15 protein-coding genes are annotated in these 15727 nt (G+C 69.2%); 3 read left to right on the top strand and 12 right to left on the bottom strand.

The features are described 5' to 3' along the window. Window positions 1–77: 77 nt before the first annotated feature. The 10 genes from JOD67_RS27755 to JOD67_RS27710 all read right to left on the bottom strand — a co-directional run bounded on the left by JOD67_RS27755 (window position 78) and on the right by JOD67_RS27710 (window position 9800). Window positions 78–689, bottom strand: a complete 612-nt coding sequence (locus JOD67_RS27755; RefSeq protein ID WP_205120649.1) for a GIY-YIG nuclease family protein — start codon at window positions 687–689, stop codon at window positions 78–80. Between the two features lie 534 nt (window positions 690–1223). Next, window positions 1224–2207: an ABC transporter permease gene (locus JOD67_RS27750; RefSeq protein WP_205120648.1), complete on the bottom strand. Its 984-nt coding sequence runs from the start codon at window positions 2205–2207 to the stop codon at window positions 1224–1226. Beyond that, window positions 2204–3163 (bottom strand): ABC transporter permease, encoded by a 960-nt coding sequence (locus JOD67_RS27745; protein ID WP_205120647.1) that lies wholly within the window; start codon window positions 3161–3163, stop codon window positions 2204–2206. Before JOD67_RS27745 ends, JOD67_RS27750 begins: the two co-directional genes overlap by 4 nt. Then, entirely contained in the window at window positions 3160–4656 is a 1497-nt protein-coding gene (locus tag JOD67_RS27740; RefSeq protein WP_205120646.1) for a sugar ABC transporter ATP-binding protein, read from the bottom strand. Before JOD67_RS27740 ends, JOD67_RS27745 begins: the two co-directional genes overlap by 4 nt. Then, window positions 4653–5795 carry an ABC transporter substrate-binding protein gene (locus JOD67_RS27735; protein WP_205120645.1) on the bottom strand — a complete coding sequence of 381 codons (1143 nt, stop codon included), beginning with the start codon at window positions 5793–5795 and terminating at the stop codon, window positions 4653–4655. The genes JOD67_RS27740 and JOD67_RS27735 overlap by 4 nt, the downstream gene beginning before the upstream one ends. Window positions 5796–5823: 28 nt before the next feature. Continuing rightward, on the bottom strand, window positions 5824–6312 hold the full coding sequence (locus JOD67_RS27730) for a VOC family protein (protein ID WP_205120644.1): 489 nt from the start codon (window positions 6310–6312) through the stop codon (window positions 5824–5826). 164 nt (window positions 6313–6476) lie between these two features. Then, window positions 6477–7049, bottom strand: coding sequence for a TIGR03086 family metal-binding protein (locus JOD67_RS27725; protein WP_205120643.1), 573 nt, complete (start codon window positions 7047–7049; stop codon window positions 6477–6479). Window positions 7050–7104: 55 nt separating this feature from the next. After that, window positions 7105–8334: a WD40 repeat domain-containing protein gene (locus JOD67_RS27720; RefSeq protein WP_205120642.1), complete on the bottom strand. Its 1230-nt coding sequence runs from the start codon at window positions 8332–8334 to the stop codon at window positions 7105–7107. Continuing rightward, the gene (locus tag JOD67_RS27715) at window positions 8334–8825 is read right to left on the bottom strand and encodes a SigE family RNA polymerase sigma factor (RefSeq protein WP_205120641.1); all 492 of its coding nucleotides are present in this window, start codon (window positions 8823–8825) and stop codon (window positions 8334–8336) included. The genes JOD67_RS27720 and JOD67_RS27715 overlap by 1 nt, the downstream gene beginning before the upstream one ends. 78 nt (window positions 8826–8903) lie before the next feature. Beyond that, window positions 8904–9800, bottom strand: a complete 897-nt coding sequence (locus tag JOD67_RS27710; protein WP_205120640.1) for a helix-turn-helix transcriptional regulator — start codon at window positions 9798–9800, stop codon at window positions 8904–8906. A gap of 103 nt (window positions 9801–9903) precedes the next feature. On the opposite strand from JOD67_RS27710, the gene JOD67_RS27705 reads away from it, so the two are divergent. Next, a complete protein-coding gene (locus JOD67_RS27705; RefSeq protein ID WP_205120639.1) occupies window positions 9904–11319 on the top strand; it encodes an MFS transporter in 1416 nt (471 codons plus the stop codon). A 126-nt stretch (window positions 11320–11445) separates the two neighbouring features. Beyond that, window positions 11446–12636 (top strand): C39 family peptidase, encoded by a 1191-nt coding sequence (locus tag JOD67_RS27700; protein WP_205120638.1) that lies wholly within the window; start codon window positions 11446–11448, stop codon window positions 12634–12636. 371 nt (window positions 12637–13007) lie between these two features. On the opposite strand, the gene JOD67_RS27695 is transcribed toward JOD67_RS27700, so the two are convergent. Beyond that, the gene (locus JOD67_RS27695; protein WP_205120637.1) at window positions 13008–13829 is read right to left on the bottom strand and encodes a class I SAM-dependent methyltransferase; all 822 of its coding nucleotides are present in this window, start codon (window positions 13827–13829) and stop codon (window positions 13008–13010) included. A gap of 79 nt (window positions 13830–13908) precedes the next feature. Here JOD67_RS27695 and JOD67_RS27690 point away from each other — a divergent pair, with 79 nt between their 5' ends. Then, the gene (locus tag JOD67_RS27690) at window positions 13909–14865 is read left to right on the top strand and encodes a hypothetical protein (RefSeq protein ID WP_205120636.1); all 957 of its coding nucleotides are present in this window, start codon (window positions 13909–13911) and stop codon (window positions 14863–14865) included. On the opposite strand, the gene JOD67_RS27685 is transcribed toward JOD67_RS27690, so the two are convergent. Next, window positions 14862–15674: a class I SAM-dependent methyltransferase gene (locus JOD67_RS27685; RefSeq protein WP_205120635.1), complete on the bottom strand. Its 813-nt coding sequence runs from the start codon at window positions 15672–15674 to the stop codon at window positions 14862–14864. The two genes, JOD67_RS27690 and JOD67_RS27685, sit on opposite strands and share 4 nt — an antisense overlap. Between the last annotated feature and the right edge of the window lie 53 nt (window positions 15675–15727).

The following is a 15727-nucleotide window of genomic DNA, read 5'->3' as shown; positions in this document are numbered from 1 at the left end:
ATCCTCGACACTCTCGTCGACCGACCTACCACGGTCGGACCTAGACTGACGAGGATGAAGAGGATCCGCTGCTTGATCTAAGGTGCAATTTTCTCAAGATAGTGGTCGCGTTCAGACCACCAAATCTGCTCCCACTGAGCTGCGGCTACGAATCCTTCTCGACGCGAGTTTCCAGCATTCAGTGTTCCGAGGGTGTGGATCAGCAAGCTCTCGATGTCCTGCACCGTATTGCGCGATCCGGTGAGCAGTTGACGCGGATGGTTTCGCAGCCGTTGAAGGCCTCGATCATCTGTGCTTGATAACGTGCCGCGCCATCCGAACCAGGAGAATCTGTCCCACTTTCCAGCATGCGGGCTTCGGTTTTTCCCCAAGTAGTGCTGCCGAAGGCGCATCCCAAGACTCATCCCCCCGGCGATGGTCTGGCCGACGTAGTACGGCCCGTGCGCGCTATGCAGCACATAGATGCCCCGTTGGTGCCAGAAGTTGGCCACCTTCAGTCCGGGGCGGTTAATGCCGATCCGCCCGAGGATCTCTCTGTAACGGCCAGTCTCGCTACCTTTCCAGTCGACTTCGTCGGCCTGCCAATGCATTCCGTAGGCACGAATGAAGCCAGCCTTCGAAGTTGCTTGCCGCTCGAGATCGTCCTGACCCATTCCGTTGTCCTCAGGGAAATAGATGTCGACGACCACCCGATGTGGTGTCCGTCAACGGTGCGGTCGAGACGATCGGTTGGCGATCCGAGCCTCAGCCCACCACGTCCCGGCCACGGCCAAGTCATCGTGTGCTCGGGCTATCACAGCATAAGTCGGATAGGCGTCCGCCCGCGGCGGAATGCACGGCTTCGGGCAGACCGAGCAGGGCGAGGGAGCTCTTGAGGCGGTCGCGTTACATGCACCGCCCGGTGAGGTTCGGCGAGAACGCGCCGCCTCGGGAGAGGCCCTTTGTCGAAGGGGCTAGCCTCGATCTTTCGTCCGGCGGTTTGGTTCGCCCGGTCCAGGCCGACCTGGGGCCAACGATCAGGTTTACATGATCGTTGGCCCCTTTACGTGGGGTGGACGCCAGGTAATGGGGCCACTGGCCGCGTAAGGCGGCCACGACGCTCACCCATGGAGTGCCTTCCCGCTCGGATCACTCGAGATGTCGCAATCCCAAGTTCCCCAGCAGGACAGGCACTTCCGTCTTTCACAGGCCAATGTCGCCCACCAACACCTGAAATCCCGAGGCTAGGTGGTGTCCCGCGACGTTCCCCGCGCGTAGAGCCAGGCGAGGCCGAGGATGATGCAGCCGTACAGGACCTGCTTCACCGGCTCGTCGACCGTCAGCAGGTTCAGCATCGTGTCCAGCACCGCGAGGATCAGCGCGCCGAGGATCGTGCCCGTGTAGCCGCCGATCCCGCCGAGGATCGAGGTCCCACCGATCACCGCCGCCGCCACGGACGGCAGCAGGAACGAGCCGGCGAGTTGGAGGTCGACCGACCCCGACCGGCCGCCGATCAGGATCCCCGCCACCGCGGCCAGCAGACCGCACGCCGTGTAGACCGCGGTCTCGACCTGCCACACCCGCACCCCGGCCAGCCGTGCCGCGACGCGGTTGTCGCCGACCGCGTAGACCAGCCGCCCCAACCCCGTCCGCCGCAGCCCGAACACCAGGACGCAGCCGAGCACCAGCCACACCAGCAGGTTCCACGGTACGAAGCCGACGATCGTCCCGCGCCCCAGCTCCAACACCAGCGGCGACATCCGCGTCGCTCCCGAGAGGAACGACTGCGACCCCACCGTCAGCAGCCCGGTCAGGATCCCGGCCATCCCCAAAGTCATGATCAACGGGTTCACCCGAAAGACACCGACGGCGAGCCCGTTCACCAATCCCACCACGAGCCCCACGCCCAGACCGGCGAGGATCGCCACCGCCGGGCTCCCCGACGCGGACAGGACTCCCGTCACGTACGCCGCCGCGGTGGCCGTCATCGCCACCGACAGGTCGATCCCACCGGTGAGCATGCACAACGTCTGCCCGCCCGCCAGCAAGGCCAACGGCGCCGTCACCAGCAACGTGTTCCGCAACTGCCCGGCTGACGCGAAGCTGGAGTCGATGATCGTGTTCGCCACGACCAGCAGAACGAGAATCCCCAACAGGGCAAGCAGCGAACGATCGCCAGAGACGACCCGGGTCACGAACGAACGCTGCCGCGCGTCGACATCGGTCATGCCGGCTTGCCCCTTCCCAGCCGGAGCCAGCCGCCGACCATCACCACGACCACCACGACCACGCCGCCGACGACCTGGCCGTACGACGGGTCGACGCCGAGCCCGAGCATGATGTTCGGGATCAGGTACAGGCACCACACCGCGATCACCGGCCCGACCAGCCCGCCCACGCCGCCGGTCAGCGCCACGCCGCCGAGCACGATCGCCGCGACCGACGCCAGCGTCGAGGTCACCGCGATCGTCGCCTGCGGGCTCCCACCCGCGGTGAACGCCGTCGACGCGAGGCCCGCGAGCCCGCAGAACAACCCCGACACCGTGTACGAGACCACCTTCGTCTGCAGGGGATTGACCCCCGACAGGAACGCCGCGTTCGAGTCACTGCCGACCGCGAAGATCGCGATGCCCGCCTTCGAACGACGCAACGGCAGCCAGATCACCAACAGCGGAACGACCAGGCACGCGAGCGCTGGCCACCAGGCCGTCCCGTCCGCACCCAACACCAAAGCCTGGAAGCCGGGGGAGGCCCCGCCACCCGGCGACGGCAGCACGAACAGAGCCACACCACCGAGCACGAACGACGTCGCGAGCGTGACGATGATGTCCGGCACCTTCGACACGTTGATGACGAACCCGGTCAGAGCCCCGATCCCCGCGGCGACGGCCAGGCAGCCAGCGGCCACCAGGAGCGAGCCGCCGAACGACGTTCCCTCCATGAACCGGGCCGACAGGCAGTTGATCAGCACCAGCATCGCGCCGACGGACAGGTCGATGCCGCCGCCGATCACGACGACCGACTGCGCCATCGCCAAGTACGCAAGGGCAAGCGTCGATGCGAGCAGCGTCTGGATCTCGAACGCGCCGAACGTCGGCACCTGCGTGATGTTCCACACCAACAGCAGCGCGAAGATCACCGTGACCGCGCCGGTCCACGCGGAACGCCGAAGAGTACGTGTCATGCCTGGTCCGCCAACGTCTCGGCCAACCCGTGTGCGGAGTTGAGCAACGTCGCCTCGTCGGCCTCGGCGGATGGCATCTCAGCGACGATCCGCCCGCCGTACATCACCAGCACTCGGTCACACGCCAGCGGTACCTCGCGCAGCTCCGACGTGAACATCAGCACCGACCGCCCCGCGTCGGCGAGCTCCCGGAACAGGTCGTAGATCTGGTGCTTCGTCCCGACGTCGATGCCTCGCGTCGGGTCGAAGCAGAGCAACGTGTCGAAGCCCGCCACCAGCCACCGGCCGATCGCGACCTTCTGCTGGTTGCCGCCGGACAGTCGCTTCACCTGCGCCTGCGCGCGCGTGTCGATCGACAGCCGCTTGATCGCGTCGGACACCTTCTGGCGTTCGCGATCGGCGTTGATCCAGCCCCACTTGCTCGGCCGTGCGTACGTCGGCGTCGCGAGGTTCTCCGCGACGGGACGCTGCGGCAGCAACGCCTCCAGCCGGTCGCCGGGCACGAGCGCCAGCCCGCGCCGGATCGCATCCACCGGGTGCCGGGCGGACAGCGGTTGCCCGGCGACGACGATCTCGCCGCCGGACGCGCGCCGATCCCCGGAGAGCAGGGCGAACAGCTCGTCCTGCCCCTGCCCCTCCAGCCCGGTGATGCCGAGCACCTCGCCCTTCGCGATCGAGAACGAGACGTCCCGTACCCGATGACCGTCGGACAGGTTGCGTACGGACAGCGCCGGCTCGCCGGGCACAACCGAGCGCACCGGCGCGACCTTGGCGGGCTCGGTGACAGCGAGCGCCGCCCGTTCGCCCAACATCGCGGCGACGATCCGCTGTTCCAGGTCCTCCGCCCGCGCGTGCGTGACGACGTTCCGCCCGTCCCGCAGCACGGTCACCTGGTCGCACAGCTCCTGCACCTCGAGCAGCCGGTGCGAGATGAACAGCACTGACCTGCCGTCCGCCTTCGCCCGAGCGATCGCCCCGAACACCTGCTGCGCGTAGTCGGCGGGGAGAGCCGCGGTGATCTCGTCCAGCAGGATCAGCCGCGGGTCGTGCGCGAGACTGCGCGCGAGATCCAGCATGCGCAGCAACGGCAGAGCGAGCTCGCCAGCCCGCGCACCCAGGTCGACGTCGCGGATCTCCAACAGCTCGAGCTGGCGCCGGAACCCGGCGTGCGACGTTCCTGTCAACTTCAGGTTGTCAGCGAGGGTGAGGTCGCGAGCGAACGCCGGATCCTGGAACACCGGCGCCAGTCCCGCGGCCCGAGCGTGCGCCGGAGAACGCAGCCGTACGCGCTTCCCGTCGACCTCGACGACGCCGGAGTCCGGGCGGAGCACGCCGGTGAGGATCTTCACCAGCGTGCTCTTGCCCGCTCCGTTCGCACCGACCAGGCCGTGCACCTCACCGCGCCCGACGACCAGGTCGACCGAACGCAACGCGACGACCGACCCGTACCGCTTGGCGATCTCGCTCGTGTGCAGGAGGGGTGTGTCCGTCACTCCCCGGGACCCTTGCACGCGAACAACTGCTCCGGCGTGTAGTCCGTGTGCGGCTTCACCTCGACCTGCGAGCTGTAGGTCGGGTCGCGGTCGGGGAAGTAGTTCTTCTCCAGCTCGGACTTGGTGGTGTCGTAGTCCCACACCTGCGGGGTCAGCGTGGTCTCGCGCGGGACTTCCTTGCCGTCGAGAACATCGATCGCGAGGGACGCGCCCACGCCGCCGATCGTCGCCGGGTTGGTGACGGCCGCGCCGCGTACGCCCTTGTCGTACTGGTTGAGCAGCTGGTTGAGGAATTCGTTGTTGTCCGCGCCGACGACCGGTACGGGCGGCTTCTTCAGCGTCTGGAAAGCGTTCACCACGGTGTAGTCGATGCCGGACGTCCAGATGCCGTCGACCTTCGTCGAGGTGTTCAGCAGGTCGAGTGCCTGCTGGCCGCCCTTGGAGAAGTCCCAGCCTGTGAAGACTTCCTTGACGACCTTGATGTCGGGGTACTTCGCGAGAGCCTCGGTGAAGCCCTTGTGCCGGTCGTCGTCGGCCGGAACGCCCGCGATGCCGCGCATCTCGACCACGTTGCCCTTGCCGCCGATCGCCTTGGCGAGCCATTCGCCGCCGAGCCGGCCGTACGCGACCTGGTCGTTGGTCGCGACGTGGGCGCTCGGCTCGGTCACGGCCTGGTCGACCGAGACGACCACGATCCCCTTCGCGGTGGCCTGCTTGATGACCGGGTTGAGCTTCTCCCGGTCCGACGGGTTCACGATGATCGCGTTCACGCCTTGGGAGATCAGGCTGCGCAGGTCGGCGATCTGCTCGGTCGGCCCGCCGTTGCGGTTGGTCACGACGACCTTGCTGACCTTCTTGCTGGCCAACGACTCCGCCTTGACGGCGCAGATCATCTCCTCGCGCCAGCCGTTGCCGACGAGCGTGTTGCTGACCCCGATCACGTACTTCTTGTCGCCGGCGCCACTGCCACTACCGCTCCCAGTACCGGTGTTGGTCGAGCCGCCACCGCCGCTGCATGCCGCCGCCAGCGCCATGACAGAGACGGCGAACGCCGCACTCAACGTCACCCGGTAGGGACGACGGGTACCCATGTCCATCTGCAGCCCCTCCTCCTCGGTGATCGCCAAGACTAGTCGCAAGACCACCCCCGAGCGGAAGGTTGGACCGTTAGAGAACCTCGTTGCCGTACATCTCGCCCAACGGGTCGGCGATCAGCTCCACCCGGGCTCCGTCGGGGTCGCTGAGGTAGAGGGAGGTGCCGCTCTCCTCGAGGTACTTCACGCCCGCGTCGTCGAGCCGCTGCTTGGCCTGTGCCCACTGCTCGGGCTCCATCGAGATGCACAGGTGGTGCAGGCCGCCGAGCACCTCCGCGTACGGGCCGAGATCGAGCCCGGGGAAGTCGAAGAACGCGAGCAGGTTGCCGTTGCCGAGGTGGAAGAAGAAGTGGTTCGAGCCGCGGTAGTCGCGGTTCTCGAAGATCTCGGTCAACGGGAAGCCGAGGATGTCCTGGTAGAAGCGGACCGTCTGCTCGACGTCGGAGGACAGCAGCGCCACGTGGTGGACTCCGCGCGCGGACGTGGAGCGTTCGGACTTGATATAAGTCGTGCGAATACGGTCCCGCTCGGCCTCGATGCGGTCCAGGTCGATCTCTGCCATGGCTGCACCCTAGCCTCGATCTTTCGTCCGGCCGTGGGTTCGCCCGGTCCCGCCCCGCCCCGGGGCCAACGATCATGTTGACATGATCATTGGCCGCTTTACGTGGGGTGGACGCCAGGTAGAGCGGGCACTGGCCGGGTAAGGCGACCCCCGAAATTCCGAGGCTAGGGCTGGCGGCCTATCAGGCCCAGCAGGCGGTCCTGGAGGGATGCGTCTGCCGGGACCGACACCTCCGCGCCGAAGACCTCGACATCGGGCCCGAACGCGCCGGGCGTGCGGTACTGCTCCATCAGCTCGGCCGGAGTCGCGGTGGTGCTGGCCCAGAGTCGTTCGACGTCGACCGGATCGATGGTCTCGTCCTGCCCGGTCGCCCGGGCGAGATCCCACCCGTGCAGGGGAAGGTCGTCGCTGACGACGCCGTCGATCTGCGCGGCGAACGTCATCTTCCCGGTGGGCGTCTCGACCTCCTGCCCGGCGACCGCGGGATCGTCGAGGAGGTCCTGAACGGCCTTACGCGCGGCGCGAAAGTCCGCCAGCCGATCCTCCGTCCGCTCCGGCGCGGAGCGGCCGATGGGCCTGAGCATGTAGCCGTGCATGGCGATGATGTGGTCGACGACGTCCCCGGCCGACCACTTCTCACAGGGAGAGGGGTTGTCCCATTGCTCGGCGGCGACCGCCTCGACGTTCGCCTCGAAAGCGTCCGCTCGCCGCTGGTAGCGCTCCACGATCTCGTTCATGCCCCCATCTTGGGCGAGGACGGGTGAGCAGGGATCCGTACGCACCACCTGCCCACTACGTGACGACCACCTGCGGCAAGCCCGGCAACAGGAACACCGGCGGCAGGCCCTCTTCGGCGTCGCGGAGCTCCGAGGCTCGTTCGCACGCGCCTTGGAGCGTGCACCGCACGATCACCTCGGCACCGAAGCCGCCGTTCGGCACCTGGACGACGGCGAGCAAGGAGCCGTTCGGCTCCCACGCGACCTGCGAGAACGCGTAGCTGTCGACGCGCAGCACGACCCGCCGTTCCCGCAGGTCGTAGACGACGAGGCGCCACGCCGTGCTGTAGTCGCCCTGCTCGGGGCCGTCGCCCTCGATCCCGGTGGCGTACCGGCCGTCCGGCGAGAACGAGGTGACGGTCTGATGGGCTGGCCAGAGGTCAGTCTGGGGGTCGCGGAGGTCGACGACACGCTGGTAGATCAGCGGCTCGCCGAACCTGGCGACGAGGCGGGTCCCGCCGCCGGTCAGCCCGACCACGCCGGCGTCGGGAAGGGGCCTCGTCTCGCCAGTACGGGGATCCCACAGTCCGGTGGCGCCGGGCTGGTTCCCCTTGTGCTCGTAGGTGAACGCCACCTTGTCGCCGACGAACCCGGTGAGGTTCGCGATCGGGTAGGGGATCTTGGTGCGCCGGATCTCCTCGCCCGTGGTGGTGTCGTAGGCGATGAACGTCCGTGGGCTGACGGAGTAGATGTTGGTCGAGGTCACCACCGTCCGGCCGTCGCTGGACACCCTGGGGCCGCCGCCCTCGAGCACCTTCGGCGGGGACCCCTTCAGGTCCCAGAGCCTCGTCTCGATCTTGTTCGTCTTCTGGTTGCAGCATTCCTCGGCGACGACGACGTTCTCCCCGGCAGCGAGCAGCCCGGCCCGGGAGCCCGCGGGGAACCTGCCCACCTCGGCCAGTCGGTCGGGGCCAAGGCTGACCTTTCCGTCGTGGTACCAGGGGACGGCGGGGTCGGCGCCGCGTGGCAGTTCTCGCGGCTCCAGCGCTATCGGCTGCCCCGGCGTGGTCGTCCGGGCGGGCTCGATGCCGCCGGGGTTGGTGCCGCGCGACCCCAGCAGGCCGAGGCCGAGCGGGATTCCGACGACGAGGACGATCGCTCCGGCCAACGCCGCGAGCAGGCGGCGGCGCTCGATGCGGCGGCCGGCGACATGTGCGTCCTCGGCGAACGGGCGGGTCGGGGCCTCGACGGAGTCCGCATGCCGCCGCAGCGTCGAGCTGAAGAGCTCCTCGGGCTCGTTCGGCATCAGTGGACTCCTCCCTGGTGGTCGTAGCGGGCGCGGAGCGCGGCAATGGCTCGGTTCGTCTGGCTGGCGACCGTTCCCGCCGTGCAGCCCAGGATGTCGGCGACCTCCGCGGGGGTCAGGTCTTCGTAGAAGCGCAGCACGACCACGGCTCGCTGGCGGGGCGGCAGGCTTCGTACCAGCGCCCACACCTCGTCGCGGTCGGCGAGGTCCGGCTCCGGCGTGGCGGTGGGCTCCGGAACGGCGTCCGTAGGGCGTTCCTCCCGGCGCCAGGCGCGGCGCCACCAGCTGATGTGCACGTTGACCATCGCGCGTCGGACGTACGCGTCCGGGTCCCGCACCCGCGACCAGGCGAGGTACGTCTTCGTCAGCGCCGTCTGGACCAGGTCCTCGGCCTCGTGCCGGTCACCGGTCAGCAGGTAGGCGGTCCGCAGCAGGGCGTGCTGGCGGGCAGCGACGTAGGCGTCGAACGACTCCGCCCCCGTCTCCGCCACCAGCGTCCCCCTCTCCGCATGCGCGTTCACACAGAGGAAGACGCACTGAGAAGGCAGATGCTTGCACGAATCTCCGAACTAGTGCTCGTGGTCGTGGTCGAGCTTCCGTCGCGCGGTCTCCGGGTCCATCGCGCGCAGGTCGGCCATCCGGGCCCGAGCCGCGTCGTCCAGCGGCGTGTAGACGATCATCCGCGCCTCCGGCGGGACCGTGAGCGCCATGCTCGTCGTCATCATCCGGACCTCCCCGAGCGAGGAGTGCCGGAACACCTTCACCCGCGTCCCCGGCGACGCCACGTCGTGGTTGGCCCACAGCCGCGCGAACTCGGGGCTGGACTCGCACATCTCCCGGACGTACGAGGTCCACGCCGGCTCGCCCACATGCCGCCCGAAGACGGCGCGGAGCTGGGCGACGAGGCGGGGCAGCTCCTCGGCTCGGTTGACGAACGGGTTGCAGCACTCCGGCCGCGTGAACAGCAGCCGCAGCACGTTCCGATCCGTCCGGGAGGGATCGCCGAAGCCGCCGAACAGCCGCCGGTACATCTCGTTCGTCGCGAGCACGTCGAACCGCCCGCTGTAGACCGACGCCGGCAGCTCCGTCAGACCGTCGACCACCAGCCGGACCTCGTCCGGCAGCTCGCCCGGGTCGTCCGGAGCAGGCGCCGCGGGCACGCCCGCCAGGTGGTAGAGGTGCGCGCGCTCGTCGGCGTCGAGCTGCAACGTCCGGGCCACCGCGTCGAGCACCTGCACGCTCACGTTGATCCGCCGGCCCTGCTCGAGCCAGGTGTACCAGGTGATGCCGATCCCGGAGAGCTGCGCGACCTCCTCGCGTCGCAGCCCCGGCGTCCGGCGCCGCGGACCGGGCGGCAGCCCGACCATGTGCGGGGTGATCCGGGCGCGCCGAGAGCGCAGGAACGCCGCGAGCTCGGTGCGTACGGCGCGCCGCGGGCGGCGTTCGGCGAGGTCGACGACGGTCACGCGTTCCATCATCGCCCGCGTCCCGAAACCGTGCCAGGTGCTGCCAACACCAGCATCAGCGGACTCCTGTTCCTGGTGTCAGCCACCGGAGAGGGTCGGGCCCATGACCGACCTCCGTGCCAAGCCGGCCGCGGGAACGACGCAGACAAGCCGCGGCTGGCTGCTCGCCACGATCCTCGCCGGACAGTTCATGGCCATCGTCGACGTCACGATCGTGAACGTCGCCGTACCGGCCATTCGCACCGATCTGCAGTCCTCCGGCGCCGGGCTCCAGCTCGTCGTCGCCGGCTACACGATCACCTACGCCGTCCTGCTCGTGACCGGCGCGAGACTCGGCGAGGTCCTCGGCCAGAGCCGCGTCTTCCTCGCCGGCCTCGGCCTGTTCACGCTCGCCTCGCTGCTCTCCGGGCTCGCACCCTCGACCGAGCTGCTGATCGCGTTCCGCTGCTTGCAGGGCGCGGGCTCGGCGCTGATGGTGCCGCAGATCATGAGCCTCATCCAGCGCACGTTCCCGGGCGAGGAACGCCCACGCGCGCTCAACCTCTACGCCGCCGTGATCTCGGCCGGCGCCGTCGTGGGCCAGGTGCTGGGCGGCCTGCTCGTGGCCGCGGACCTGTTCGACCTGTCCTGGCGTACGGTATTTCTGCTGAACGTGCCGATCGGCCTTGCCCTGTTGGCGATCGCGCCCCGACTGCTGCCGAAGCCAGGACCGCGCGCGACTCGTTCGTTCGACCTGCCCGGCCTCCTCACGTTGTCCCCGGCGGTGCTGCTGCTCGTCCTGCCGCTGGTGCTCGGACATGAGCAGGGCTGGCCGGCGTGGACGTGGCTCAGCGTGGCCGGCAGCGCTGTCATGGCGGTGGTCTTCGTGCTGGTCGAACGTCGTGTCGCCTCCCCGCTGCTCCCGGCGCGTGTCCTCGGCGCCCGTGGGCTCGTGCCGGCGATCGGCGCGCTGTTCGGGCTGATGGTGATCTACGCGGGCTTCCTGTTCATCACCGCGGTGCACCTGCAGGGCGGGCTCGGGTACAGCGCGCTCGTCGCGGGGCTGTTCTTCGCTCCCGGCGCGTTGGCGTTCGGTGTCCTCAGCCTGCAGTGGCGCCGGCTGCCGGCGCGCTGGCACGGCCCGATGATCCCGGTCGGGCTGGTGCTCGTCGGTGCCGGCTACGCGTGGACGGCGGCGACGTACGTGGGCGGCCGTCAAGCCGGCGTTGGCACCGTGCTCGCGTCGATCCTGCTCGGCGCCGGGTTCGGGCTGTCGTTCTCGCCGTTGATGGCGCGGGCGTTCGTCAACGTGCCGTTGCCGGACGCCGCGGACGCCAGCGGGATCATGTCGACGGTGCTGCAGCTCGGCCAGGTGATCGGCGTGGCGACGTTCGGAACGCTGTTCCTCAGCGTGCTCGCGGACCGTTCGTCGGCGTCGGCCGTCACGATCACGCTGGTCGCGATGGCCTGCGCCGCGGTCGTCTCCGCGGCCTTCGCAATGCGGGTGATCTCCGCCCAGAAGGACGTTCCGGCGAGGTAAATTTCTGCCATCTTCAGCGTTGGAACTTGACAACAACCTCCCACTCGCGATTCAACAGCGGCAGGAGGTGCTGCCATGGGCACGTGGCCGCGGACTGTCGTGGTGGGACTCGTTGTCGGAGTGAGCATGGTTGCTGTGGCCCCGGTGTCGGCCGCCGAGGAACAGGGCGCCTGGCCGACCGACTTCCACGCGTGGTCGAGTCGTGCGGACTTCGCCCGCGCCGACCTCGGCCGCGGCGTGATCCTCGGCGCGAACGGTGCCGGCTCGGTCACGCTGGCCAGCGGCGCGACGCGGGGAACGTGGACGTCGGACTGGTACGCGACGCCGACGGACTTCTCCGAGCTGGTGCCGTCCTGGCAGGCCGACACGCCCGCGGGCACGTTCGTCTCGATCGGGCTGCAGGCACGGACGGCGACGACCGAGAGTCGCTGGTTCGTCATGGGGGACTGGGCGTTCGACACCTCTGTCATCCAGCGGCGGTCGACCGACGGGCAGTCGGACACGGTCGGGCGGATCCTCACCGACACGTTCCGTTCGCGCACCTCTCCTCCGGGCGGGCAGCCCGTCGCGTACCGGCTGCGGGTGACGCTGAACGGGACGTCCTCAGCGAAGCCGGTGGTGCGGCAGCTCGCGGCGACCACGTCCCGCAAGAGTGCGCTGCCGGCGGTGGGGAGTAGGCCGTTGGCGAACGAGGCGGTCGAGCTCGCGGTGCCCTCGTTCTCGCAGACGATCCACAGCGGGGAGTACCCGGACTTCGGCGGCGGTGGCGGCGTGTGGTGCAGCCCGACGTCGACCGCGATGGTGGTGAAGTACTGGCAGACGGGGCCGTCCGCCGAGGACCTGGCGAGCCTGCCGCCGGACCCCAAGTTCGACGAACGCGGCCGGCACGACCCGGAGGTCGCGTGGGCGGCGCACCAGGTGTGGGACTACGTGTACGAGGGCGCGGGGAACTGGCCGTTCAACACGGCGTACGCGTCGGCGTACGGGCTGGACGGCTCGGTGCGGCAGTACTCCACGCTGCGTGGGCTCGAGGCGTGGGTGCGGCGCGGTGTGCCGGTCGTGGTGTCGATCAACTGGGACAACACCGACGCCGATCCTTCGAACAACCTCGATGGATCCTCGATCACCGGGACAGACGGGCACCTGATGGTCGCGGTGGGCTTCACCGCGTCGGGTGACGTGATCGCGAACGACCCCGCGTCGCCTTCGAACGCGGCGGTGCGGCACGTGTACAAGCGGGCGCAGTTCGAGCGGAACTGGCTGCGAGCTTCCAACGGCACGACGTACGTGATCAAGCCTTCTTCGCTTGCTGGTTGAGGTTTGTCCACAGGGCTTGCGTTCGTGGACGCCGTTGTCGGTCGGACCTGACAGGATCGTCCTCGTTGGGCATGGCAACGGGGAACGGGGTCGGTCGATGAGACGCATCGGGTTGTTCGGCGCGCTGTGTGCGCTGCTGGTCGCTACGGGACTGCCGGTCGGCGCTTCCGCCGCGGCCGCCGATCCGCTGCCCGCGCCCGCGTGCAGTGCCTGGGTCGGCCCGGAGGAGGCTGGATCCACAACACGCCGCCCGCCGGTCGCCCCTCGGTCCCGTTGTACCGGTGCTACTGGCCGGGCAACGACGACCACTTCCTGTCCACCCACACCGACTGCGAAGCCGTGCCGGGAGTGCGCCGCGAGGGCCTGATGGGCTACGCCGAGACCTTGTGAGCCCGCAGACCGTAGGTCAGTGGCAGGTCCTGCCCGCCCACCGGCAGGCGGTACCAGCCGTCCGGGTCACCCACCATGACGCCTTCGCGATGCTGCATCTCGTCGCGGACGTACTCGGTGAGGCTGTCGACCTTCAGACCCGCCCGCACCGCGGCAGTGACGACCTCGCCGATGCCGTGCGGATAGCCGACCGAGGGCTGCGACAGCGACACGTCACCGTCGGAGTACGTGCCCTCCCACTGGTCGTGCTGCGCCACGCCGCCGAGATACGCCGACCCGAACACCAGCGGTGAGGTCGAGTCGAGCATGAGCGACAACGGGTGGATCTCGACCACGACGAGTCGTCCACCAGGACGCAGCGCGCGGGCCGCGCCCGCGAACCAGGCGCCTAGGTCCGCGATCCAGCAGAGCGCCCCGTTCGACGCGAAAACCACGTCGAACCGCCCGTCCAGCTCCGCCGGCAACAGCTGGGCATCGGCCTCGACGAACGCCGCCTCGAGCCCGGCCCGCGAAGCCAGATCCCGCGCGTACGCCACCGCGGCCGCCGAGAAGTCCACGCCAGTCACCCGCGCGCCTTCCCGTGCCCACGAGAGGGTGTCGAGCCCGAAGTGGCACTGCAGATGTAGCAGGTCCAGCCCGTCGACCGGTCCCAGCTCGGACCGGACGATCGACGTCAGCGCGGAGCGCCCTGCCAGGAACCCCTCGACGTCGTAGAACGTCGTGGCACCCGTCGTCGTGTGGATCTCGGTGAGCCGCTCCCACAACGACCGGTTCACCTCGAGGTTCGCCTCGTGCTCGCTCATAGCGGTCACCGTGGCAGAGTCCCCGACCGCCGGCATCGGTGTCGACTGCCCATCTTTGAACTGGCATTAGTCTGACCCGATGGCCACGCACCCGTCGCTGTCCGCGTTGCTCTCGCAGGTGTTGATCTCGCTCAGCCTCGCGTTCGAACGAGCCGGGTCCGGGAAGCACCCCCTGCCCGGGTTGGAGGTCTGGTCCAACCTGCTGCGCTGCGTCGACGACGACGGCCTTGTCGAGGGGGACCTCCCGGAGGCGACGCGGCTGTCCAAGCGGGCTGTGCGCTCGCGGGTCGGGAACGCGATCCGGCAGGGCTGGTTGCGAGTCGAGAGCGGCAAGCCCGGAACCAGGAACGCCCACCTGAGACCGACCGTGCAGGGGCAGGAGGTGCGGCAGTCCTGGCCAGGGCTGACCTCCGACGCGTTGGCCGTGTGGACAGACCAGGCGGGCACGGACGCCGCGGCGCTGAAGGCGTCCCTCAGGGCGCTGGTCGGCAAGCTCGAGCTGGAGCTCCCGCACTTCCCGGCGAGCTACGGCGGGGTCGACTGGAGCGTCACCGGGAACGGCGGGCAGGACTGGCGCCCGGTCCGGCGAGCTGCCGGCGACACCACGAAGGACCTCGAGCTGCCGGCGCTGCTGTCGCAGGCGCTGATGGCGTTCACGCTCGAGTACGAGGCCGACGCCGGCATCGCCAGCTGTCTGGCGCTGGACGCCAACGTGATCCGCTTCCTCGGCGCCGAAGGGCGGCCGGTCACGGTCCTGCCCCGCCAGCGCCGCGACGGGCTGGACACGATCGAACGGCACGGGTTCGTCGAGCGGTACGACGAGGGCGGCACCACGTACGTCCGCCTCACCGTCCGCGGACAGGAGGCTCACGACACCTACGCCGCACGCCTGGCCGCGGTCGAGAAGGCTTGGGACGAGCGCTACGACGTCGCCGCCCTCCGCAAGGCTCTCGAGGCGATCGTCCACACCCTCCAGCTCGACCTCCCGCACCACCCGATCGGCCTCTTCGACCCGCGCACGGGCGTGGTGGTCTAGCTCGGCTTGCTGGCTCGCAGCGAGTACGTCACGGGCAGGTCCTGTCCGCCCATCGGCAGGCGGTACCAGCCGTCGTCGTCGCGCACCATGATGCCGAGCCGGTTCTCCTTCTCGTCGCGGAGGAACTCCGTCAGCGCGTCGACATGGAAGCCCGCGCGGATCGACGCGGTGACGACCTCGCCGAGACCGTGCGGATAGCCGACCGAAGCCTGCGAGAACGAAGCCGAGCCGTCCGCGTACGTGCCCTCCCACTGGTCGCGCTGCGCATCGCCGCCGAGGTACGCCGTGCCGAACTCGACCGGCGACGTCGAGTCCGTCATGAGGAAGATCGGGTGCACCTCGACGACCACGAGCCGCCCGCCCGGCCGCAGGACCCGCGCCGCGCCGCTGAACCAGGCGTCCAGGTCGGCGATCCAGCACAGCGCCCCGTACGACGCGAACACCACGTCGAACCGCCCGTCCAACTCGGCGGGCAGCTGCTGCGCGTCCGCCTCGACGAACGTCGCCTCGAGCCCGGCACGCGCGGCCAGGTGCCGCGCGTACTGCACCGCCGCGGGCGAGAAGTCCACGCCCGTCACCAGAGCGCCTTCCCGAGCCCACGACAGCGTATCCAGCCCGAAGTGGCACTGCAGATGGAGCAGGTCCACGCCCGCGACCGGCCCCATCTCGTCGCGCGCGATCGAGGTCAACGCCGACTCATCGGCGAGGAAGCCCTCGACGTCGTACATCGACGTATCCGTCGTACTCGTGTGCAATGCGGTGAGCTGATCCCACAGGGACCGGTTCAGCTCGAGGTCGTTCTCGCCCATGGCCGTCACTGTGACAGCAGGAACGGCCGCCGTCATCGGTGACGTCTACCTAG

Source organism: Tenggerimyces flavus, from assembly GCF_016907715.1.
Lineage (GTDB): Bacteria > Actinomycetota > Actinomycetes > Propionibacteriales > Actinopolymorphaceae > Tenggerimyces > Tenggerimyces flavus.
The sequence above is the reverse complement of the archived record's forward strand: the minus strand, read 5'-3'. Positions and strand labels throughout refer to the sequence as shown.